This window comes from Dorea hominis (assembly GCF_014287705.1).
GTDB lineage: Bacteria > Bacillota > Clostridia > Lachnospirales > Lachnospiraceae > Dorea_D > Dorea_D hominis.
Map to the genome: position 1 here is coordinate 16157 of NZ_JACOOY010000005.1, position 23302 is coordinate 39458.

Annotated in this window: 20 protein-coding genes and 1 riboswitch; of the genes, 19 read left to right on the forward strand and 1 reads right to left on the reverse strand. The window is 42.2% G+C overall.

Annotated elements, in window-relative coordinates; translation table 11 throughout:
- Positions 1–3 precede the first annotated feature (3 nt).
- The 17 genes from H8S07_RS04915 (at position 4) to H8S07_RS04995 (ending at position 20099) form a co-directional block, all read left to right on the forward strand.
- Complete coding sequence (locus tag H8S07_RS04915; RefSeq protein ID WP_021860723.1) at positions 4–690, forward strand: amino acid ABC transporter ATP-binding protein; 687 nt, start codon at positions 4–6, stop codon at positions 688–690.
- Positions 691–771: 81 nt separating this feature from the next.
- The gene (gene purF, locus H8S07_RS04920; RefSeq protein WP_186855568.1) at positions 772–2199 is read left to right on the forward strand and encodes an amidophosphoribosyltransferase; all 1428 of its coding nucleotides are present in this window, start codon (positions 772–774) and stop codon (positions 2197–2199) included.
- 47 nt (positions 2200–2246) lie between these two features.
- Positions 2247–3680 (forward strand): adenylosuccinate lyase, encoded by a 1434-nt coding sequence (purB, locus tag H8S07_RS04925; RefSeq protein WP_186855569.1) that lies wholly within the window; start codon positions 2247–2249, stop codon positions 3678–3680.
- Positions 3681–3997: 317 nt separating this feature from the next.
- Complete coding sequence (locus H8S07_RS04930; protein WP_118660542.1) at positions 3998–5362, forward strand: alanine/glycine:cation symporter family protein; 1365 nt, start codon at positions 3998–4000, stop codon at positions 5360–5362.
- A gap of 263 nt (positions 5363–5625) precedes the next feature.
- Positions 5626–5738, forward strand: a riboswitch (glycine riboswitch).
- Between the two features lie 188 nt (positions 5739–5926).
- Positions 5927–6313: a GrdX family protein gene (locus H8S07_RS04935; protein ID WP_021860719.1), complete on the forward strand. Its 387-nt coding sequence runs from the start codon at positions 5927–5929 to the stop codon at positions 6311–6313.
- Between the two features lie 67 nt (positions 6314–6380).
- Positions 6381–7661 carry a glycine/sarcosine/betaine reductase component B subunit gene (locus H8S07_RS04940; protein ID WP_021860718.1) on the forward strand — a complete coding sequence of 427 codons (1281 nt, stop codon included), beginning with the start codon at positions 6381–6383 and terminating at the stop codon, positions 7659–7661.
- A 20-nt stretch (positions 7662–7681) separates the two neighbouring features.
- Entirely contained in the window at positions 7682–8992 is a 1311-nt protein-coding gene (grdB, locus tag H8S07_RS04945) for a glycine reductase complex selenoprotein B (RefSeq protein ID WP_117537329.1), read from the forward strand.
- 40 nt (positions 8993–9032) lie between these two features.
- Positions 9033–9977 (forward strand): thioredoxin-disulfide reductase, encoded by a 945-nt coding sequence (trxB, locus tag H8S07_RS04950; RefSeq protein WP_021860715.1) that lies wholly within the window; start codon positions 9033–9035, stop codon positions 9975–9977.
- 48 nt (positions 9978–10025) lie between these two features.
- On the forward strand, positions 10026–10343 hold the full coding sequence (trxA, locus tag H8S07_RS04955) for a thioredoxin TrxA (RefSeq protein ID WP_021860714.1): 318 nt from the start codon (positions 10026–10028) through the stop codon (positions 10341–10343).
- A gap of 77 nt (positions 10344–10420) precedes the next feature.
- Entirely contained in the window at positions 10421–10891 is a 471-nt protein-coding gene (gene grdA / locus H8S07_RS04960; protein WP_117537328.1) for a glycine/sarcosine/betaine reductase complex selenoprotein A, read from the forward strand.
- A 133-nt stretch (positions 10892–11024) separates the two neighbouring features.
- Complete coding sequence (gene grdC / locus H8S07_RS04965; RefSeq protein WP_021860711.1) at positions 11025–12563, forward strand: glycine/sarcosine/betaine reductase complex component C subunit beta; 1539 nt, start codon at positions 11025–11027, stop codon at positions 12561–12563.
- A 14-nt stretch (positions 12564–12577) separates the two neighbouring features.
- Positions 12578–13732 (forward strand): glycine/sarcosine/betaine reductase complex component C subunit alpha, encoded by a 1155-nt coding sequence (gene grdD, locus H8S07_RS04970; RefSeq protein WP_021860710.1) that lies wholly within the window; start codon positions 12578–12580, stop codon positions 13730–13732.
- 130 nt (positions 13733–13862) lie between these two features.
- A complete protein-coding gene (locus H8S07_RS04975) occupies positions 13863–15008 on the forward strand; it encodes an InlB B-repeat-containing protein (RefSeq protein WP_118519222.1) in 1146 nt (381 codons plus the stop codon).
- Between the two features lie 54 nt (positions 15009–15062).
- Complete coding sequence (locus H8S07_RS04980; RefSeq protein ID WP_021860708.1) at positions 15063–16292, forward strand: GNAT family N-acetyltransferase; 1230 nt, start codon at positions 15063–15065, stop codon at positions 16290–16292.
- On the forward strand, positions 16289–16774 hold the full coding sequence (locus H8S07_RS04985) for a threonine/serine exporter family protein (protein WP_021860707.1): 486 nt from the start codon (positions 16289–16291) through the stop codon (positions 16772–16774). The genes H8S07_RS04980 and H8S07_RS04985 overlap by 4 nt, the downstream gene beginning before the upstream one ends.
- 23 nt (positions 16775–16797) lie before the next feature.
- Positions 16798–18258, forward strand: a complete 1461-nt coding sequence (gltX, locus tag H8S07_RS04990) for a glutamate--tRNA ligase (protein WP_021860706.1) — start codon at positions 16798–16800, stop codon at positions 18256–18258.
- Positions 18259–18266: 8 nt separating this feature from the next.
- Positions 18267–20099, forward strand: coding sequence for an ATP-dependent helicase (locus tag H8S07_RS04995; protein ID WP_186855570.1), 1833 nt, complete (start codon positions 18267–18269; stop codon positions 20097–20099).
- Here the strand turns inward: H8S07_RS04995 and H8S07_RS05000 are convergent.
- Positions 20094–20393 carry a DUF1292 domain-containing protein gene (locus H8S07_RS05000; RefSeq protein WP_021860704.1) on the reverse strand — a complete coding sequence of 100 codons (300 nt, stop codon included), beginning with the start codon at positions 20391–20393 and terminating at the stop codon, positions 20094–20096. The two genes, H8S07_RS04995 and H8S07_RS05000, sit on opposite strands and share 6 nt — an antisense overlap.
- Positions 20394–20521: 128 nt before the next feature.
- Between H8S07_RS05000 and H8S07_RS05005 the strand changes: the two genes are divergently transcribed.
- Together H8S07_RS05005 and H8S07_RS05010 are read left to right on the forward strand one after the other, a co-directional pair.
- Positions 20522–21523 carry a sugar ABC transporter substrate-binding protein gene (locus tag H8S07_RS05005; protein WP_021860703.1) on the forward strand — a complete coding sequence of 334 codons (1002 nt, stop codon included), beginning with the start codon at positions 20522–20524 and terminating at the stop codon, positions 21521–21523.
- Positions 21524–21552: 29 nt separating this feature from the next.
- Positions 21553–23205 (forward strand): alpha-amylase family glycosyl hydrolase, encoded by a 1653-nt coding sequence (locus tag H8S07_RS05010; RefSeq protein ID WP_186855571.1) that lies wholly within the window; start codon positions 21553–21555, stop codon positions 23203–23205.
- Positions 23206–23302: the final 97 nt, after the last annotated feature.

Here is a 23302-nt window from a genome sequence, read left to right on the forward strand (position 1 = left end):
GTCATGAGCTTATTGGAAATTAATCATATGAAAAAAAGTTTCGGAGAAGTGGAAGTTCTAAAAGACATTTCCATGAAAGTAGAAGAAGGAGAAGTGTTTGGTATTATTGGACCGTCCGGTTCGGGAAAATCCACACTGCTGCGTTGTGCAACGGGACTGGAGACACCGGATTCCGGCGAGATCCATTATAATGGTACATTCGGTCTTGTTTTCCAGAACTTTAATTTGTTCCCTCATTTTTCAGTTCTGAAAAATATTGTGGATGCGCCACTTCGTGTGCAGAAAAGAAACAAAGAAGAAGTATACAAAGAGGCACGGGAACTTCTTAAAAAGATGGGACTTGCTGATAAGGAAAACGCATATCCTTTCCAGCTGTCGGGAGGACAGCAGCAGCGTGTATCTATCGCAAGAGCACTTGCAATGAAACCGGATATTCTCTTCTTTGATGAACCTACATCAGCACTTGATCCAGAGCTGACAGGTGAGATATTGAAGGTTATCAAAGACCTTGCGGCAGAGCATATGACGATGGTGATTGTTACACATGAGATGAATTTTGCAAAGAATGTATCCAACCATATCATATTTATGGACGGCGGTGTGATTGCACTCCAGGGAACGCCGGAAGAAGTATTTGGTTCGGACAACGAGCGTATGAAAGAGTTCTTAGGAAAGTTTGCCGAAAATTAAATGTATTGATTTTCGGCAGACCTTGTATTATACTAATCGAGTAATGGAGTAAATTGAAAACGAATAAGGAGTCTTGCATTCATGGGTGAATTGGAAAAAATGACAACAGGTTTGAGCGAGGAATGCGGAGTGTTTGGAGCCTATGATATGGACGGAGGCGATGTTGCCCCATCTGTATATTATGGGCTTTTTGCGTTACAGCACAGAGGACAGGAAAGTTGCGGTATTGCTGTGACAGATACATATGGTGAACGCAAAGTGCATTCAAAAAAGGGACTGGGACTTGTAAATGAAGTGTTTGATGAAGAAGCGTTACAGACACTGCACGGTAATCTGGGCGTTGGACATGTCAGGTATTCAACAGCCGGAGGAACGAGAGCAGAGAATGCAATGCCGCTTGTACTGAAATATGTCAAAGGTACACTGGTAATTGCGCATAACGGTAATCTAACGAATGCGATCGAGCTGAGAAGAGAACTGGAGTATACCGGAGCTATTTTCCAGACGACGATTGATTCGGAAGTGATCGCTTATCATATTGCGCGTGAAAGACTGAATGTTTCCTGCGCAGAAGATGCAGTAAAAAATGCGATGAAGAAGATCAAAGGTGCCTATGCGCTGGTCGTGAGTTCACCGCGTAAACTGATTGGAGCGAGAGATCCATTTGGATTGAAACCACTGTGTATCGGTAAGAGAGACAATACATATTTTCTTGCATCAGAGAGTTGTGCAATTGCTGCTGTAGATGCAGAGTTTGTACGTGATGTGGAGCCGGGAGAGATCATAACAATTACGAAGAATGGTATTACTTCTGATAAGTCTATGGCAATTTCGCCTGAGAAGCAGGCAAGATGTATTTTTGAATATATTTATTTCGCGCGTATGGACAGTACGATTGATAATGTGAATGTTTATCATGCACGTATCCTTGCCGGAAAGGCACTGGCAGAGTCCTATCCGGTAGAGGCAGATCTGGTTGTTGGTGTGCCGGATTCCGGTCTGGTGGCTGCAAAAGGCTATTCTGAACAGTCAGGAATCCCTTATGGAATGGCATTTCATAAGAACAGCTATGTCGGAAGAACATTTATTAAGCCGAAACAGAGCCAGAGAGAGAGTAGTGTAAAGATCAAGCTGAATGTAATTGAAGAAGTTGTAAAAGGCAAGAGAATTGTTATGGTAGATGATTCGATTGTTCGCGGAACAACAAGTGCGAATATTATTAAGATGTTGAAGAAAGCAGGGGCAAAAGAAGTGCATGTAAGAATCAGCTCGCCGCCGTTTTTGCATCCATGTTATTTCGGTACAGATGTTCCGTCAGATGATCAGCTCATTGCACATTCGCATACGACAGAACAGATCCGGGAGATGATCGGAGCCGATTCTCTTGGATATATGGAAGTTGAGAAGTTGAAAGATATGGTTGGGGATTTAAGTTACTGTGATGCCTGTTTTACAGGCAATTATCCGATGAAAGTGCCGGGCAGAGATGTATCCCTTGCCTTTGAGTAGAAGATATAAATTATTTAAATATAATTCAGAATAAGGAGAAAAAAACGATGACAAACGACAGATATCAGAGCCCACTTTCAGAAAGATATGCCAGCAAAGAGATGCAGTATATTTTTTCGCCGGACAAGAAGTTCCGCACATGGAGAAAACTGTGGATTGCACTTGCAGAGACAGAGAAAGAGCTGGGACTTCCAATTACCCAGGAACAGATTGATGAATTAAAAGCGCATGCAGAAGACATTAATTATGATGTCGCAAAGGAACGTGAAAAGGTAGTGCGTCATGACGTAATGTCTCATGTATATGCATATGGAAAACAGTGTCCGAAGGCAAAAGGAATTATTCATCTTGGAGCAACATCCTGTTATGTAGGAGATAATACAGATATTATCCTGATGTCCGAGGCACTGGATATTGTGAAGAAAAAACTGGTAAATGTAATTGCAGAACTTGCCAAATTTGCGGATGAGCATAAGAATATGCCGACGCTTGCATTTACACATTTCCAGCCGGCGCAGCCGACAACGGTTGGAAAACGTGCAACTTTGTGGATGCAGGAATTTATGATGGACTTGGAAGATCTGGAGTATGTAAAAGGAAGCTTGAAGATGCTTGGCTCAAAGGGGACTACCGGTACACAGGCAAGTTTCCAGGAACTGTTTGATGGAGATCAGGAGACGATTGATAAGATCGATCCAATGATCGCACAGAAGATGGGATTTGAGGCATGTTATCCGGTTTCAGGACAGACTTACTCCAGAAAAGTAGATACAAGAGTAATTAATGTACTGGCAGGAATTGCTGCGAGTGCACACAAATTCAGCAATGACATCCGTCTGCTTCAGCACTTAAAAGAAGTAGAAGAACCATTTGAAAAGACACAGATCGGATCATCCGCAATGGCTTACAAGCGTAATCCGATGAGAAGCGAGAGAATTGCATCTTTATCCAGATATGTGATAGTAGATGCGCTGAATCCGGCAATCACATCTGCAACGCAGTGGTTTGAGAGAACGCTGGATGATTCCGCAAATAAACGTCTGAGTGTGCCGGAAGGATTCCTTGCAATTGATGGTATTCTGGATCTCTGCCTGAATGTTGTAGATGGACTGGTTGTATATCCGAAAGTAATCGAGAAACGTCTGATGTCAGAGCTTCCATTTATGGCAACAGAGAATATTATGATGGATGCTGTAAAAGCAGGCGGTGACCGTCAGGAGTTACATGAAAGAATCCGTGAGCTTTCTATGGAAGCAGGACGCAATGTAAAAGAAAAAGGGCTGGACAATAATCTTCTGGAACTGATTGCAGCAGATCCGGCATTCAATCTGAGTGTTGATGAACTGAAGAAGACAATGGATCCGTCCAAATATGTTGGACGCGCACCGGTTCAGGTAGACAATTATCTGAACAATGTTGTACGCCCAATGCTTGAAGAGAATAAAGAAATTCTTGGAATGACAGCGGAAATTAACGTGTAAAATATATGGAATATATAAAGAATATCTATAGATGAAACGAATAGATAGAAGTTACAAACGTGCAATAGTAATTGTGACGAAAAAATCTTTAATGATGAAAATAACTTGACAAAAAAACGGTGTAAGCGAACGAGTTTACGCCGTTTTTTGTATGTAAAATAATAAGCGCGATTGCACACAATGTATAAAATACACAAAGAAAATATAGAAGGTTTTGTACATATTGCGCTGTATATAGATAAGTGTTATGATAGGTGTAATGAATAAGTTCGTATAAATATACGGAAAATCTATACAAAGAAAAGGGGGATGTAACAATGAAAACATTAAACGATCTTGTTCTGACAATTCAGCACTATCTGTCTGATTATGTGTTGATCATCGCACTTCTCGGAGGTGGAATCTGGTTCACATTTAAGCTTGGTTTTATTCAAGTACGTGGATTTGGAGAAGGAATGCGCCGGACTTTTGGCGGCCTGTTCAGTAAAAAAGGCAATGCTGACAAAGATGGAATGTCATCATTCCAGGCACTGGCAACAGCAATTGCAGCTCAGGTAGGAACCGGTAATATCGCCGGAGCGGCGACCGCTCTTGCAATCGGAGGACCGGGAGCTATTTTTTGGATGTGGATTGCAGCATTCCTGGGAATGGCAACGATCTTTGGCGAGGCTGTACTTGCACAGAAGTATAAGCAGGTAGGATCTGACGGAGAGATCACAGGAGGACCTGTATATTATATCCGTGCAGCATTTAAAGGAACGTTTGGAAAAGTACTTGCCGGAATTTTTGCAGTATTGATCATCCTGGCGCTTGGATTTATGGGTAATGCAGTACAGTCCAATTCCATCGCAGCAGCCTTCCATACAGCATTTGGTGTGCCACAGGCAGCAGTTGGTGTTGTAGTTGCACTGATCGCGTTATTTGTATTCGTAGGTGGTATGCAGCGTATCGCAAAAGTAACAGAGACGATCGTACCGATCATGGCAGCTTTCTATATTCTTGGTGCGCTGATTGTTATTATTTATAATTATAAGAATATTCCATATGCATTCCAGGCAATTGTCGTTGGAGCATTTAATCCGTCAGCAGTATCCGGTGGTGCTGTGGGTGCGACATTAAAACTTGCGCTTACAAAAGGTGTTGCAAGAGGATTGTTCTCTAATGAGGCTGGTATGGGTTCTACCCCACATGCGCATGCAGTTGCAAAAGTAGATCATCCGGTCGAGCAGGGATTTGTTGCAATGATCGGTGTATTTATCGATACGTTTATCGTACTAAACCTGACAGCATTTGTAATTATTACAACGAAGTCTATTCCAAGTGGTAAGACAGGTGCAGAGTTAAGCCAGTATGCATTCTCTACATTGTATGGAAAAGGCGGAGATATCTTTATCGCGATTTGTATGTTCTTCTTCGCATTTTCAACAATTATTGGCTGGTATTTCTTTGGACAGGCAAATATTAAGTATCTGTTTGGACCAAAAGCTGTAAAAGTATATTCCGTATTAGTTGCTGTGTGCGTAGTGCTTGGATCACTTGCACAGGTAGATCTCGTATGGAATATGGCAGACTGCTTCAACTCCATGATGGTAATTCCGAACTTTATCGGTCTGATTGTTCTGAGCGGTACGATTAAGAAGTTGCATGATGATTACTATCAGAACTTTAAAAAGAATAAATAGATATTATCTATAAGTGGATGAAATGCAGGACAATCATAAATGTCGTTTTTTATAGACGCTTTTAATAAATATTATAAAATCAACTAATAAATATAACAAAAATTAGGAATGAAAATTGTGCATACTCACCAAAATAATATTAATTAGTATAATGGGTTGCAAAAAAAGTTACAATAAGTTATTATAGACATAGGCAATAAATAATATAAAAAATGTCTATGAAAATTGTGTAATGATTTTCTATGAAAAGAATATTCGTGGGATGATGTTTTCCAAGAGAGAGTTGAACGGATCAGCCGCCGAAGAGGCAAGCCGGACATACATGGTGGGTATGCAAAAAGGTGAAACTTTCAGGCAAAAGGACTGGAAAATGTACCACATTCTGAATCTTGTGCTGTGTGATAAAGCTTATCGATGATTTCAATTTATCAGGGCAAAAGACAGGAAGGACGCCGTAGATATAATTGTATATCTGGACGTCCTTTTTTATTTGGAATACCGATGACTTTTATTGTATTTATCGATTGCCGAGGCAACAGGCCGGAAAGGAGGATACGGTTCAGGATGAACAGGGGGAAATATATAGTCTTGACCAATAATCCACTGGTCTTCGATAAGCTTGAGAAGACACACGAAGTAATATATCTGGAAACTACTTATGAAGGACTTCTCCGGGAAGTCAGAGACAGAATACATGACGGACATTTACTTCTGACGCATCCGTTATCCGGAAGCGTGAAGCCAAATGAGACACCATACAAATCGGTTTTGATTTCAGCTGGAAAGGAGGAAGTGGACAGAAGGTCGCTTACGATTATAGAAAATGCAATCGATGCATGCCATAAATTCCAAGATAAGACTGGACGATATGGAGAAAGCGTACTGGAAGATTTTCAGTTGATTGACTGGACTCTGCTGGAAAGCGGCCTGGCATCAGCAGATGCCTGGTAAGTCATTGAGTGAGGTTGTCGAGCGTTGCAGCTTAAACAATATAATTTTTTTAAGGAGGGAACTTAAAGTGAGATTAGAAATGGGACACATTTACATCAAGGATATTCAGTTTGCATCTGAGTCAAAGATTGAAGACGGAATCCTTTATGTATCCGAAGAAGCCGTTAAGGCAGTAGCTCTTGAGGACGAAAAGATTAAGAGCGTATCATTTGACATTGCAAAACCGGGTGAGTCTGTAAGAATCACACCTGTTAAAGATGTTATCGAACCTAGAGTTAAAGTTGAAGGAAGAGGAGGAATCTTCCCGGGAGTTATCTCTAAAGTAGACACAGTTGGAGAAGGAAAGACTTACGCATTAAAAGGAATGGCTGTTGTTACAGCTGGTAAGATCGTGGGATTCCAGGAAGGTATCATTGATATGACAGGTCCTGGAGCAGATTACACACCATTCTCCAAGACATTAAACCTGGTTATGGTATGTGAGCCAATTGACAATATCAAACAGCATGAATACGAAAAAGCAGTTCGTTTCGCTGGATTCAGAGTTGCAACTTACATTGGTGAGTTAGCACGTGATCTGACACCGGATGAGACAAAAGTTTACGAGACATGCACAATCAAAGAAGGAATGGAAAAATATCCGGACCTGCCGAGAGTTGCATATGTACAGATGCTTCAGAGCCAGGGACTTCTTCATGACACATATGTATATGGTGTAGATGCTAAGAAAATCGTTCCTACAATTTTAAGCCCTACAGAGATCATGGACGGAGCAATTGTTTCCGGTAACTGTGTATCTGCATGTGATAAGAACCCTACATATGTTCATCTGAACAACCCGGTTGTACATGACTTATTTGAACAGCACGGAAAAACATTAAACTTTGTTTGCCAGATTATCACAAACGAGAACGTATATCTTGCTGATAAACAGCGTTCTTCTGACTGGACAGCAAAACTTTGCAAGATGTTAGACCTGGATGGAGTTATTGTATCTCAGGAAGGATTCGGTAACCCGGATACAGACCTTATCATGAATTGTAAGAAGATTGAAGCAGAAGGCGTTAAGACTGTAATCATCACAGACGAGTATGCCGGACGTGATGGAAAATCTCAGTCACTTGCTGATGCTGATCAGGCTGCTGATGCAGTAGTAACAGGCGGAAATGCAAACCAGGTAGTTATCCTGCCGAAACTTGACAAAGTAATTGGAACTCTTGACTATGTAACAAAGATTGCTGGTGCAAGTGAAGAGACACTGCGCGAGGACGGATCTCTTGAAGTTGAGCTTCAGGTTCTGACAGGCGCAACAAACGAAACTGGTTTCAATAAACTGAGTGCAAGATAAGGAATGGAGGATATAGAATAATGGCTAAATTAAAAGTTGTTCATTACATCAATCAGTTCTTTGCACAGATTGGTGGAGAAGAAAAAGCAGATTACCCGGTTGAACTGCGTGTTGGCGAAGTTGTTGGACCAGGTATGGCATTAACACAGAATTTTAAAGATGAAGCAGAGATCATTGCAACAATCGTATGTGGTGACTCTTATTTCAACGAGAATCTTGAAAAAGCAAAAGCAGAGATTCTTGAGATGGTTAAAGAACAGGCTCCGGACATCTTTATTGCAGGACCGGCTTTCAACGCTGGACGTTACGGAGTTGCCTGCGGTACTATCGCAGCAGCAGTTCAGGAAGAACTTGGTATTCCTTCCCTGACTGGTATGTATGTAGAGAACCCAGGTGCTGATATGTTTAAAAACCAGGTATACATGGTCTCTACAAAGAACAGTGCAGCAGGTATGAGAGACGCTGTTAAGAAGATGGCTCCTCTGGCTGTTAAACTTGGAAAAGGTGAGAAAATCGGTTCTTCTGCAGAAGAAGGATATATGCCGAACGGTATTCGTGTAAACTTCTTTGAAAAAGAAAGAGGATCTCAGAGAGCTGTTAAGATGCTCATTAAGAAACTGGCTGGAAAACCTTTCGAGACAGAGTTCCCAATGCCAGACTTCGACAGAGTTGATCCGAATCCGGCTGTAAAAGACCTTGCACATGCTAAGATCGCATTAGTTACTTCCGGTGGTATCGTTCCGAAGGGAAATCCGGATCACATCGAAAGTTCAAGTGCTTCCCACTATGGTGAGTATGATATTACAGGTGTTACGGATCTGACAGAAGACACATATGAGACAGCTCATGGTGGATACGATCCAGTATACGCAAATGAAGACGCTGACCGTGTACTTCCGGTTGATGTTCTTCGTGATATGGAAAAAGAAGGAATTATCGGTGAGTTACATCACTTATTCTATACTACAACAGGAAATGGTACTGCTGTTGCATCTGCAAAAGCATTTGCTGATGAATTCTCTAAGAAACTGGTAGCTGATGGGGTAGATGCAGTAATCCTCACATCTACTTGAGGTACCTGTACACGTTGCGGTGCAACGATGGTAAAAGAAATTGAGAGAGCAGGAATTCCGGTAGTACATATCTGTACAGTAACACCAATTTCCATGACAGTTGGTGCTAACAGAATCGTTCCGGCTATCGCAATCCCTCATCCACTTGGAAATCCGGCACTGGATAAAGATGAGGAAAAAGAACTTCGTCGTAAGATCGTAGAGAAAGCTCTGAAAGCTCTTACAACAGAGGTTGACGGACAGACTATTTTCGAGTAGAGTATGAGAATACTATTAATGAAAAGGAGACGTAACAGACATGGATAAGATTTATGATGTTATCGTTCTTGGTGCAGGACCTGCCGGATTAGCGGCAGGACTGTATGCAGGAAGAAGTCGTCTTTCTGTACTGATTCTTGAAAAAGGACAGGACGGAGGACAGATTGCAATCACAGATGAGATCGAGAACTATCCGGGACAGATCGTAGAAGGTGAGTCCGGACCGTCCCTGATCGCAAGAATGACAGAACAGGCAGCTAAATTCGGAGCTGAGCGTGTATCTGACACAATTACAGAAGTATCTCTTGAGGGAGATGTAAAAGTGTTAAAGAGCTCAAAAGCAGAATACAAAGCAAGACATGTCATCCTCGCTACAGGAGCTCATGCAAGACCAATCGGATGCAAAGGGGAAGCAGAGTTCACAGGAAAAGGTGTTTCTTACTGTGCAACATGCGATGCAAACTTCTTTGAGGATTTCGAGGTATACGTAGTTGGTGGAGGAGACTCCGCAGTAGAAGAAGCTATGTATCTGACAAAATTTGCAAGAAAAGTTACAATCATTCACAGACGTGACGAACTTCGTGCTGCAAAATCCATTCAGGAAAAGGCTTTCAAGAACCCAAAACTGCACTTTATGTGGGATACAGTTGTAGAAGAAGTCGGTGGAGATGATATTCTCCAGTGGATGAAAGTGAAAAATGTGAAAACTGGTGAAGTTACAACAGTGGAAGCAGATGAAGAAGACGGAATGTTTGGTGTGTTCGGATTTATCGGAACAGTACCGAATACAAAACCGTTTGAAGGAATTATCGACATGGATGAGCGTGGATACATCAAGACAGATGCAGACATGCATACAAACATCCCGGGTGTATATGCAGCAGGTGATGTTCGTGTGAAGAGCCTGAGGCAGGTAGTAACTGCAGCAGCTGATGGAGCAATCGCAGCCGTTCAGGTTGAGAGAAGTATGTCAGATTATTTCTAAAACCTTTTTAATTCGTCAAATTTTGTATTTAATAAGGAGAGATAAGCAATGTTAGAAGTAGATAAGAAAACATTTGAAGAAGAAGTATTAAAAGCAGAAGGATATGTATTTGTAGACTTTTTCGGTGATGGATGTGTTCCATGCCAGGCTCTGATGCCAAAAGTACATGAATATGCAGATACATATGGTGACAAGATGAAATTCACATGCCTGAATACAACAAAGGCACGTCGTCTTGCAATCTCTCAGAAAATCTTAGGTCTGCCGGTTATGGCAATTTACAAAGACGGAGAGAAAGTAGAAGAGCTGGTAAAAGATGATTGTACACCAGAGTCTATCGAAGAGTTGATTAAGAAATACATCTAATCTGGATGTTGTTTCTATAATCATAGATATTTGATCAAGTTGTTAGTATACAATACAAGAAAGGAGAAAGAGTAATTATGGCTATTTTAGAAGGCAAAAAAGCAATAATTATCGGAGACCGTGATGGAATTCCGGGACCGGCTATCGCAGAATGCGTAAAAACAGCTGGTGCTGAAGTAATTTTCTCATCAACGGAATGTTTCGTCTGAACAAGCGCAGGCGCAATGGATCTGGAAAACCAGAAGAGAGTAAAAGAGTTCGCAGAGGAGTATGGTGCAGAGAACTTAGTAGTAGTTCTTGGTGCAGCAGAAGGCGAAGCTGCAGGTCTTGCAGCTGAGACTGTAATGTTAGGCGATCCTACTTTCGCAGGTCCATTGACAGGAGTCCAGCTTGGACTTACGACTTATCACGTATGTGAGCCAGAGATCAAAAAGGAATTTGACGAAGCAGTTTATGATGAACAGGTAAGCATGATGGAAATGGTTCTTGACGTAGACGACATCGTAGATGAGATGAATGCTATCAGAGAGCAGGCAGCAGAAAACTAATCATTTTTTGTTAAAGATCATGTTGTGTTTAGAGGGCGAACCCGGTGCGATCCCCGCATAAGGGGAGCCCTCTTTTTGTCTTGATTGTATACGACAAAGTAAAAGTTTACGTAAAAGGAAAGGTGGAAAACCAATGAACAGTGTAATTAAGGGAGCAAGCTATGTATTAGCACACACTCCAGATATGGTTTTATATAATGGAACAACTCAGACAACAGAAAGAATCGTTAACCCGGAATCAGAGTATCTGAAAGAGGTACCGAAGCACTTACGTTCTTATGAGGATGTTGTAGCTTACTGGCCGAACCAGACATACATCGGAAATGCTCATCCGGATCAGTTAGCTGAGATTGAGTTCCCATACTTCGACAAGAAGATGGAAGGCGCAGAGCGTTATGGAAAATATGGTGAGATCATGCCGGAAGAAGAGTTCCTTCTTTTAGTTCAGGCTTGTGATATGTTTGAAGTAGTAAGACTGGAGAAAGCATTCGTAGCAGCACACAAAGATGCATTTGCAGCTGACCCGGTTATCACTGAAGATATTGTAGCTCTGTTACATGAAGGTGTAGAGATCGATGAGATCGAAGCACTGATTAAAGACGATCACGCAGAGCCTCTTTACTTCGAAGACAAATTAGTTGGATGTGTAAAACCAGCTCATGATATCGATGTAAACTTATCTTCTCACGTTATGCATGAAAACTTAATGAGTAAAGCATCTAGTGTTTTAGCACTGCTTTACGGAGTTAAAAATGCAGGAATCGAAAAATCTGACGTAGAGTATGTTATCGATTGTGCTGAGGAAGCATGTGGAGATATGAACCAGAGAGGTGGAGGAAACTTCGCTAAAGCAGCAGCTGAGATTGCCGGACTGTCTAACGCTACAGGATCTGACGCAAGAGGATTCTGTGCAGCACCGACACACGCACTGATCGAAGCAGCAGCACTCGTTAAATCCGGAGCATACAAATGCGTAGCTGTTACAGCAGGTGGATGTACAGCTAAATTAGGAATGAACGGAAAAGACCATGTGAAAAAAGAACTTCCGATCTTAGAGGACTGCCTGGGCGGATTCTGTGTGATCATCGCAGAGAACGACGGAGTAAACCCGGAGATCGATCTGAACATGTTAGGACGCCACACAGTAGGAACTGGATCTGCACCGCAGAACGTAATCGGAAGCCTGGTAGCTGATCCGCTTGACAGAGCAGGAATGAAGATTACAGATATCGATAAATTCTCACCGGAGATGCAGAACCCGGATATCACAAAACCGGCAGGAGCAGGAGATGTACCGCTTGCAAACTATAAGATGATCGCTGCTCTGGCAGTAAAGAGAGGCGAGCTTGACAGAAAAGAGCTGGCAGCATTTACAAAAGATCACGGACTGACCGGATGGGCACCGACACAGGGACATATCCCGTCAGGAGTACCATTTGTAGGATTTGCACGTGAAGATATCTTAGAAGGAAAGATCAAAAATGCCATGATCATCGGAAAAGGAAGTCTGTTCCTTGGACGTATGACAAACTTATTCGATGGAGTATCTTTCGTAATTCACGGAAATACAGCAGCTGAAGAAGAAGCAGCATCCGGAGTATCAGAGGAAGAAGTAAAAGGCTTAATCGCAAAAGCAATGAAAGATTTTGCAGCGACCCTGATGGCAGAATAAGGGGGTACATTATAATGGCAGATAAAATTGAAAAAATGATCGCAGAGACCTTCCTTGAGATGGCGCAGGGACTGGAAACAGGAAGCTTTGGTAAAAGACCGAAGATCGCGCTTACAGGAATGGGATCTGAGCATGGCGAAGAGAATGCGATGGAAGCAGCGCTCATGGCTGCAAAAGAAGGGATTGATGTTTATTACATTGGATCTCTGGAAGCAGAAGGCGTTACAACCGTCAAAGTGGCAGATGATGAGGAAGGCCACAAAAAGATGGAAGAAATGCTGGCAAACAAGGAAGTAGACGGAGCAGTTACCATGCATTTCCCATTCCCGATCGGAGTATCCACAGTCGGACGTGCGATCACACCATCCAAGGGAAAAGAAATGTTCGTGGCAAATACAACCGGAACATCTAGTGCAGACCGTATCGAAGGAATGATCAAGAATACGATTTACGGAATCATTGCAGCAAAAGCATGTGGAAAAGTAAATCCTACAGTTGGAATCCTGAATGTAGACGGTGCACGCCAGACAGAAAAAGCATTAAAAGAATTAAAAGAAAACGGATATGACATTACATTTGCAGAGTCAGCAAGAGCAGACGGTGGATGTGTCATGAGAGGAAATGACGTACTGCAGGGAACTCCGGATATCATGGTAACAGATTCCCTTACAGGAAATATCCTGATTAAGATGCTGTCTTCATACACAACGGGAGGAAGCTATGAGGCAACAGGTTACGGATATGGACCTGGAATCGGAGAAGGATATGACCAGTTAGTCATGATCGTATCAAGAGCAAGTGGAGCACCGCTTATCGCAGGAGCTATCCGCTATGCAGCACAGCTTGTAAGAAGCAAAGTATTTGAAATCGCAAAAGCAGAGTTTGCAGCAGCAAACAAAGCTGGATTAAAAGCGATTCTTGAGGCAAGAAAGGCAGCGAACAAACCGGCAGCGGCTGAAGAAGATGTAAAAGAGCCACCGAAGGAGATCGTTACAAGCCAGATCGCAGGAATCGAAGTTATGGATCTTGAGGATGCAGTTAAAGTCCTGTGGAAACTCAATATTTATGCAGAGAGCGGAATGGGATGTACCGGACCGATCATCCGTGTATCGGATGCAAATCTTGCAAAAGCTGAAGAAGAATTAAAGAAAGCCGGATATATTAATTAGTCTGATGATAAAAAAGTCATAGTCTGACCGGGTGGCGTTTTGACAATGTGTCAAGACGCCACTTTCTTTTATTTGTGAGTCAATTTATAATGAACTTATAAGAGAAAGAACCGGAAAGGCTGGTGGCATTATGGAACTCGTATTAAAGAAATTAAATCAGGGATTGGAAGTGGAAGGAATATGTGCATTCCGCAGTAAGATGACAACAAGAAATACTGTGACCGGAATATTTGTTCTGGTAAGTCTGGCACTCTTATATCTGGGCGTGACAACCTGGAAGGGAAAAGGAGAAGGATTGCCGGATGGGGCCGCCATGCACCAGGCGGTGATAGAAGAAACACATACAGGACCGGCAGGAGCGAACCTATTTGCAGGAACAGCAGGAGCGAACCTATTTGCAGGAACAGCAGGAGCGAAAGTTAATTTTAAAGATATGTCTGAACATAGAAAAGCAGCTATGGGAATGACAGTGTCTGGAAAGACAGATGTAAAATCAGCACTTAAAACAAAAGCATCAGTTGCAAAATCGACCGCTGCAAAAGCACCAGTTGCGAGATCATCAGTTGCGAGATCAGCAACCAGAGTTTCAAAGCCTGCTATGAAAAAGTCTGTGAAGAGATCGTATGCAGCAACAGTTAGCGAATCTGAAAATGAGACAAAGGCGGCAACTGTCAAAGAATCTGTGAAGACGGCTCTTTCGGATTCTTCGGTGGCAGAAGATACAAAGAAAAAGCTGGAGACGGAAGTTCCATGGAGTGTGACACTTGATGCTAACGGTGGTATTCCGGCAATTCGTGAGTATTCTTTTGCAGAAAAGACATTTTCAGAAAAGGATTTTGAAGTACCGACAAGACCTGGAAAAGTATTTACCGGATGGTATGAAGATGTAGGATGTACAAAGCCATTTTCAGGAGTAATAGATGTGAAAAATATCCGTTTGTATGCCGGCTGGAAAGAATTTGATGGATTTGTATGTGATGCAAATGGTTACGTAACAGCATGTACCAATGCAGATACGATGCTGAGAGACGGATTTCTTGTGCTTCCAACATCTGCTTCATGCACAGGGATTGCGGCAAGTGCATTTGATGGAGTGGAAGATCGGATCATGGAAGTATATATTCCGGCGAACATTCATTATATCGCAGACGGAATTTTTGACAGACTTCCAAATCTTCTTTATATAGAAGCAGCGTCCGGAAATCCTTATTATTACAGTGAAGAAGGTGTATTGTACAGAACAACTGGAGAAATTGTTGCAACACCGCGAGGTTGATATTTGGAAAATGTGGTGATATAATGTGTTGGATTAGGTACATAGGAGCTACGCATGAGAATTCAACAAGTAAAAGACAACAAAATCCAATATCTTGATTTATTACAGTTTGCGGATCCGAACGAAGAAGCTTTGGAAAAAAAACTGGATACAATGGATCTGTTTCTGTTAAAGGAAGACGGAGTGATCAAAACGATCTGTGCTGTCAGATTCCGGAAAAACCGGAAGTGCGAGATTTTGAGCATTGTAACCATGGAAGAAGCGCGTGGATGTGGCTACGGTAAATATATGGTTCATTATATTTGTGAGCATTACAGTGACCGGTGTGACGAATTGTATGTGGGAATCGGAAATTGCAGAAAACTGCTTGGCTTTTTTGAAAAATGTGGATTTTCTAATTCTCATATTTTAGCAGGATATTTTCTGAAAAAATACAAAGAACCTGTTTATGATGATGGTATTCCGCTTACAGATATGGTATATTTTAAGAAGCGGCTGGAAGCAGAGATTGATATAAAAAAAGTCGTGGATGTGGCACTGGAAGCAGGAAGGATCCTTTTGAAGAATGGTGGCGAGATCTTCCGTGTAGAAGAGACGATGACGCGGATATGCAACCGTTTTCATATTGATCAGGTAGATATATTTACTCTGAGTCATGCCATCTTTGTTACGGCGAAGAGCGGAGAAGAGGAAGTGTACACAAAGGTGAAGAATGTACCTTTATCGGGAACACATCTGGGGATTGTTGCGGAAGTAAATTCGCTTTCCAGAGCGATATCAGCCGGGAGGATGTCACTGGAAGAGGCGCAGAAACGATTAAAAGAGATCGACAAAATTGAGCCGATACATCCGGGTGTACAGATCATAGGTGCCGGATTTGCAAGTGGATGTCTTGGATATCTTCTTGGAGCGACGGCGAGAGAAAGCGTTGTTGCGTTCTTTATTGGCTGTATCCTCTATTGCTGGGTACTGCTGGCGAGAAGATATCATATGTCTAAGATTATCAGTAATATTGCAGGTGGCGTGATCATTACCGGGCTGGCGCTTGCAGCGAGAGAGGTGCCATGGCTTGCACCGGTGCAGTTAAATGGTATGATCATTGGTGCGCTTATGCCTTTGGTTCCGGGAATGGCATTTGTCAATTCAATCCGCGAGATTGCAGACAGTGATTTTCTGTCGGGAACAGTCAGAATGATTGATACATTATTAGTATTTGTGTATATTGCGATCGGCGTCGGACTGACTCTTAGCATTTATCACACGTTAGGAGGAATTGTCGGATGATAGTAGAACTGATTGCCAATGGAGTCTGTGCATTTGCAGGAGCGGTTGCGTTTGCAGTATTATTTAGTGTACCGAGACATTTTTACATCGGATGTGGAATTACAGGTGCAGCAGGCTGGTGTGTGTATTTGATACTGGAAGAATATGCAGGACTTTCGGCTGCAATTGCTTCTTTTTGTGGTACACTGGTAGTGGTATTATTATCACGTATGCTGACCGTGCGGATGAAATGCCCAATCACGATATTCCTTGTATCCGGAGTGATTCCGATGGTGCCGGGTGCCGGGATTTATTATACAACTTATTATCTGGTTATGAATCAGTTGGGAATGGCAGCATCAAAAGGCCTGGAAGCAGTCAAGGTTTCGTTTGGAATAGTCCTTGGAATTGCCATTGTATTATCCATTCCGAGAGATGTGTTCCAGAAAGGCTACTGGAAGCAGCTGAAATATCACAGAAAAAAGAAAAATATTTTAAATTAATATATAGTTAGGAGATAAGAATCATGAGTAAAGTAAGAACAAGGTTTGCCCCAAGTCCGACAGGGAGAATGCATGTCGGAAATTTAAGAACAGCATTGTATGCGTATCTGATTGCAAAACATGAGGATGGAGATTTTATTCTCCGTATTGAAGATACAGACCAGGAGCGTTTCGTTGACGGAGCGCTGGAGATCATCTACCATACACTGGAAGAGACAGGACTCGTTCATGATGAAGGCCCGGACAAAGATGGTGGAGTTGGACCATATGTACAGAGCGAGAGAAACAAATCCGGACTGTATCTGAAATATGCCAAACAGCTGATTGAGCAGGGAGATGCTTATTATTGTTTCTGCGATAAGGAACGTCTGGAATCACTGAAAAGCAAAGTAGACGGAGAGGGAAGTGCAGAGATTGTTGTCTATGATAAACACTGTCTGGGACTGAGCAAAGAAGAAGTACAGGCAAATCTGGATGCAGGTAAGCCTTACGTTATCCGTTTTAATATGCCGACAGAAGGAACAACAACTTTCAAAGATGACATTTATGGAGATATTACGGTTCCGAATAATGAGCTGGAGGATCTGATCCTTATCAAATCTGACGGATATCCGACTTACAATTTTGCGAATGTTATTGATGACCATCTGATGGGAATTACACACGTTGTACGTGGAAATGAATATTTATCTTCTGCACCGAAGTACAACAAGATCTATGAAGCATTTGGATGGGAGATTCCGACTTATGTGCACTGTCCGCTGATCACAGACGAGACACATAAGAAACTGAGTAAGAGATGCGGACATTCTTCTTATGAAGATCTGATCGATCAGGGATTTGTGAAAGAAGCAGTTGTAAATTATGTTGCACTTCTTGGATGGTGCCCATCTGATAATCGGGAGATTTTCTCACTGGAAGAACTTGTGAAAGCATTTGACTACCGTCATATGAGCAAGTCTCCGGCTGTATTTGATATTGTGAAATTAAAATGGATGAACGGAGAATATCTGAAAGCCATGGACGAAGACAAATTCTTTGAAATGGCAAAACCGTATATTCAGGAAGTTATTACAAAAGATTATGATCTGAAGAAGATTGCCGGATTAGTAAAGACAAGAATTGAGATTTTCCCGGATATCAAGGATCAGATTGATTTCTTTGAAGAACTTCCGGAATATGACACAGCAATGTACTGTCATAAGAAGATGAAAACAAACGAAGAAAATTCTCTGGAAGTATTAAAAGAAGTACTTCCGCTCCTGGAAGAGCAGTATGATTTCAGCAATGATGCTTTATTTGCTCTTCTGAAGAAATATGTTGATGAAAAAGGTGTCAAGACTGGTTTCGTTATGTGGCCGATTCGTACTGCGGTATCCGGAAAACAGAGCACACCTGGCGGTGCTACAGAGATTATGGAGATTCTTGGCAAAGAAGAATCTGTAGCCAGAATTAAAAAAGGTATTGAATTATTAAGCAAATAGAGGTATATATGCAATTAAATCATGCTCAGAAAGAGGCGGTCGCCCATAAGGAAGGACCTTGTATGGTTCTTGCCGGTCCCGGTTCAGGGAAAACTCTTACCATTGCAAAAAGAATTGAATATCTGATCATGAATTATAAGGTAAGACCAGAAGAAATTCTGGTCCTTACCTTTACAAAGTATGCGGCAAAGTCAATGAAACAGCGGTTTGCCAAAGTTATGAAACAGCAGGCGTCAGCGGTGACATTTGGAACATTTCACGGTGTTTATTACGGGATTTTAAAGTGGGCTTACAGACTTACTTCCGCGAATCTTCTGACAGAAGAAGAACGAAAAAATCTGCTTACAGGGATCGTTTCGAAGACGGACTGGGGTGAGGATGAAGAGTTGCTCCGGGAAGAAGATTTTCTTAAGAATCTGTCGGAGGAGATTGGGAATGTGAAGAATCACCGCTACAATATAGAAACATATGAAGCAAAGCAATATGGCGAAAATCGTTTTCGGGATATTTATACTGCTTATGAGAAGGAAAAGAAGCGTCTTCATAAGCTGGATTTTGAAGATATGCTGCTGGAGTGCAGCCTCCTGTTTGAGAGCAGACCGGATATACTGGCAAAATGGCAAAAACGTTTCCCGTATATTCTGGTGGATGAATTTCAGGATATTAACCGGGTACAGTATGATGTCCTGCGGATGCTGGCGGGCGAAAACGCCAATCTGTTTGTAGTGGGGGATGATGACCAGTCTATTTACGGATTCCGCGGAGCGAGTCCGGGAATTATGCAGCAGTTTATGAAAGATTATCCGCAGGCAAAGCAAATCCTGCTGGATGTGAATTACCGTTCAACAGCACATATTGTGAATGGAGCGCTGCGTGTGATCACAAATAATAAAAATCGCTTTTTGAAGAAAATCAAGGCAGAACAGAAAGCAGATCTGACAGTTCATGTACAGGAAGTGAGAGATCCGTTTGAAGAAAGCAGGTATATTCTGGACCGGATAAGGGAAACTTTAAAAAGTGGGATACAGTATGAAGAAATTGCGGTTTTATACCGCACTGCTGCTGAGGCAAGAGTGATGGCGGAAACATTGATGGAACATCAGATACCGTTTCAGATGAAAGAACATTTATATAATATATATGAACATTTTATCGGACAGGATATCAAAAGCTATCTGCACCTGGCAGAAGGAATTGTCACAAGGAAAGACCTTTTAAGGATTGCAAACCGCCCGAACCGCTACATCAGCCGGGACAGCATGCGCAGTGACAGGGCAGATTATGAAAGCCTGAGGAAATATTACCAGAATAAAAAATGGATGCAGGATCGCATTGATCAACTGGAATGGGATATGAAGATGATTGCAGGAAAAAGTCCGTATGCAGCGATCCAGTATATACGAAAAAGAGTCGGTTACGATGCATTTCTGAAAGAATATGCCGCTTACCGCAGACTGTGTACAGAAGAACTGTTTGAGGTGCTCGATGAGATTCAGGAGAGAGCAAAAGCGTATGCGACAATTCCAGAGTGGTTTGCGCACATTGAGCAATATGAAGAAAATTTATGGGAAAACAGCAGAAAAACGCAAAAAGAAGGCATTTGTATGCTGACAATGCACGGGGCGAAAGGATTGGAATATGATACCGTATTTATCCTTGGCGCAAATGAGGGCAGCATGCCATACAGGCGGGCTGTCATGCAGGATGAGACGGAAGAGGAGAGGCGCTTGTTCTATGTGGCGATGACACGGGCAAAACGCCAGCTTGTCATCAGTTATGTAAAAGAAAAAAACGGAAAAGACTGCAGTCCTTCCCGTTTTGTAAAAGAGCTCTTCTTATAATTCTTCAAATTCCTGCTCATCCATCCACTCGTCAAATGCATCGGCAGCGATGTCGTATTCGTCATCGTCTTCGATATTGCCAAGTGTCGGCTCGCCGTCTACTTCTTCGTAGCGGTAGAGATAAACATCACCGTCTTCACTCTCACCTTCTTCATTCAGAGGAAGCAGCGCAATATACTCTCTTCCGTTTGCTGAATATGTAGTTAAAACTGCGCAGTCAATCTCTTCATCGTCTTCCATTGTAAGAGTTACTGTGATCTGCTCTTCATCTGTGTTCATATTCTGTTCACTCATAATATAATTCTCCTTTTTCTAAGATAACTTAACTCTATCAAAGGAACAGGCAAAAAGCAAGGATGTAGTAGCCAAATTAAGAAAAATGTTGTAAAATAAATCTGCGTGTACATAAGGAGGAAAACAGCATGTTAAGAAAAAAAATATCACTGCTTCTGGCAGTCCTGTTAGTCTGCATGTTAGGAATGACTGCATGCAAAAAAGATGTAGGAACACCGGAAGATAATGCAACAGCCGAAGAAGATACAGACGAAAATGCAGATCAGGAAAAGTACTTAATCGGATTTTCCGTGATCGATATGGAGAACCCGTATTTTATTACATTGGAAAGTGCGACGAGAGAAGTTGTGGAAGCAGATGATTCTACTCTGATCACAAAAGATCCAGGCGGGAATGCGGACAAACAGGCAAAGCAGATTGATGAGATGATAAAGGATGGTATCAATGCCATTATTTTAAGCCCGGTAGACTGGGAGAAGATCACACCATCTCTTAAGAAACTTAAGGATGCCGGTGTGAAGATCATTAATGTAGATACGCAGGTAAAAGAGATGTCCTATGTGGATGCCTACGTAGGCTCTGATAATAAGAATGCAGGATATATCTGCGGAGAAGATCTAATCAAAAAGAGTCCGGACGGAGGAACCGTTGCAATTCTGGAATGCCCGACACAGAATTCCATGAATGAACGTATCACCGGATTTGAAGAGGCGATCTCCAAAGCAGAAAAAGGGTTTGAAGTAGTAGACAGAGCAGATACAAAAGGAAAATTTAACAAAGCATTGAAGGCAGCAGAGAAGATGTTGAAGAAATACCCGAATCTGACTGCGATCATGTGCGGCAATGACCAGCTTGCGGTTGCGGCAAAGACAGCAGTGAATGTTGTCGGTAATGATAAAGTACTGATTTACGGTGTGGATGGTTCACCGGATATTAAGAAAGAATTAAAGAAAAGAGAGAACCAGATTGTAGGGACAGCAGCACAGTCACCGATTAACATAGGAAAGAAAGCTGCAGAGACAGCAGACAATATTCTGGATGGAAACGATTATGAGAAGGAAGTCTATGAAGAAGTCTTTATGATCAATAAAGATAATGTAGATATGTACGGCACAGATGGTTGGCAATAGAGTACAGAAAGGGAAAAAGGACACAAAGAATGAAGAATACACAAGGGCAGCAGTTACCGATGGGGCTTACGGTACAGGAAGATGGAGTCAGTTTTTCCGTTGCAGCGAAGAAGGGGAAGGCATGTTGCCTTCTCCTGTATCATGCAGGGGAAAAAGAACCATGTGCCAGATATCCGATGCGGCAAAGTGAAGGTGCGGTATATACAGTAAAGGTGACGGATATCCAGTCAGGTGCATATGCCTATGAGTATCTGATGGATGAAGAAGTTGTGACTGATCCGTACACAAAAGCATTTACAAAAGAGAATAAGAGTCAGGTCCTGATCCCAGAATATGACTGGGAGGATGACAGATATCCGGCTTATGCATATAAGGATGTTATTGCGTACAGCCTTCACGTGCGTGGATTTACACAGGATAGTTATTCAAAGGTTGCACACAGAGGAACCTTTGAAGGCGTCATAGAAAAGCTTCCGTATCTGAAAGACCTGGGGATCAACCAGATTCAGTGTATGCCGGTTTATTCATTTCTGGAAGGAAAAAGAAAGCCAAATTACTGGGGATATGGACCGGGGTATTTCTTTGCACCGAAGAACAGCTATTCTGCTATATCTGACGGTGTGCGTTCGTTGAAAAACATGGTGAAAGCATGTCATGCAGCGGAGATTGAAGTCGTGCTGGAAATGCCCTTTTGTCCGGAGACGCCGATCTATCAGGTGCTGGACTGCCTGCGCTATTACAGGCAGGAATATCATATAGACGGATATATCCTGAATCCGGCAGCAGTATCAACCAGAGCAGCGTATGAAGATCCGTATTTACAGGACTGCAAGCTGATGGTTCATCATACGGAATTTCAGAATGTGATGCGCCGTTTCTTAAAAGGAGACGAGGGTATGGTGGAAGCAGTGACTTACTGGCTACGTCACCTGTCGGAGAAAGAAGGAAGCTTCAATTATATTGCGGCACATAATGGATTCACGCTTATGGATCTTGTATCCTATGAAGGAAAACACAATGAAGCGAATGGAGAAAATAACCAGGATGGACCGGATTATAATTACAGCTGGAACTGCGGAGCAGAAGGCCCATCAAGGAAGAAAGCGGTTGTAAGCTTAAGGAGAGGACAGCTGTATAATGCGCTGTTTCTTGTATTTCTGGCACAGGGGACACCGTGTCTGCTGGCGGGGGATGAGTTTGGCAATTCACAGAAAGGAAATAACAATGTCTATTGTCAGGACAATTCAACAGGCTGGGTGAACTGGAAAAAACTGACGACGCATCAGGAACTGCATGATTTCGTGCGGGATCTGATCGCATTCCGCAAACGTTATAAAGTATTTCATCCGGCGCAGGAGATGAGCGGAACAGATACGACTAGATGCGGAGTTCCGGATGTATCCTACCACGGAGAATATGCATGGAGAATAGAGAAGGAAGTCGCAAGTAGACAGCTGGGCGTATATTACAGTGGAACATCGCTTGAAGCAGAGGACTGCTATGTCGCTTATAATATGCACTGGATCCGTCATACATTTGCTCTGCCATCTCTTCCGAAAAATAAAAAATGGTATCTTGCCGCTTCCACAAAAGACGGTATAAAAGCTGAAATGATCTGTTTGGGTGGACAGAAATCTATCGAAATTGAAGAAAGAACAATAGTTGTCCTGGTTGCAAAATAAGAAAACAGGGATACTCTCTTGAAAGTTATTGAAAAAAAGTGCATAATAAAGTATGTGAAAGAAATGACAAAGAATAAATGAAGAGGAATGGAGATAT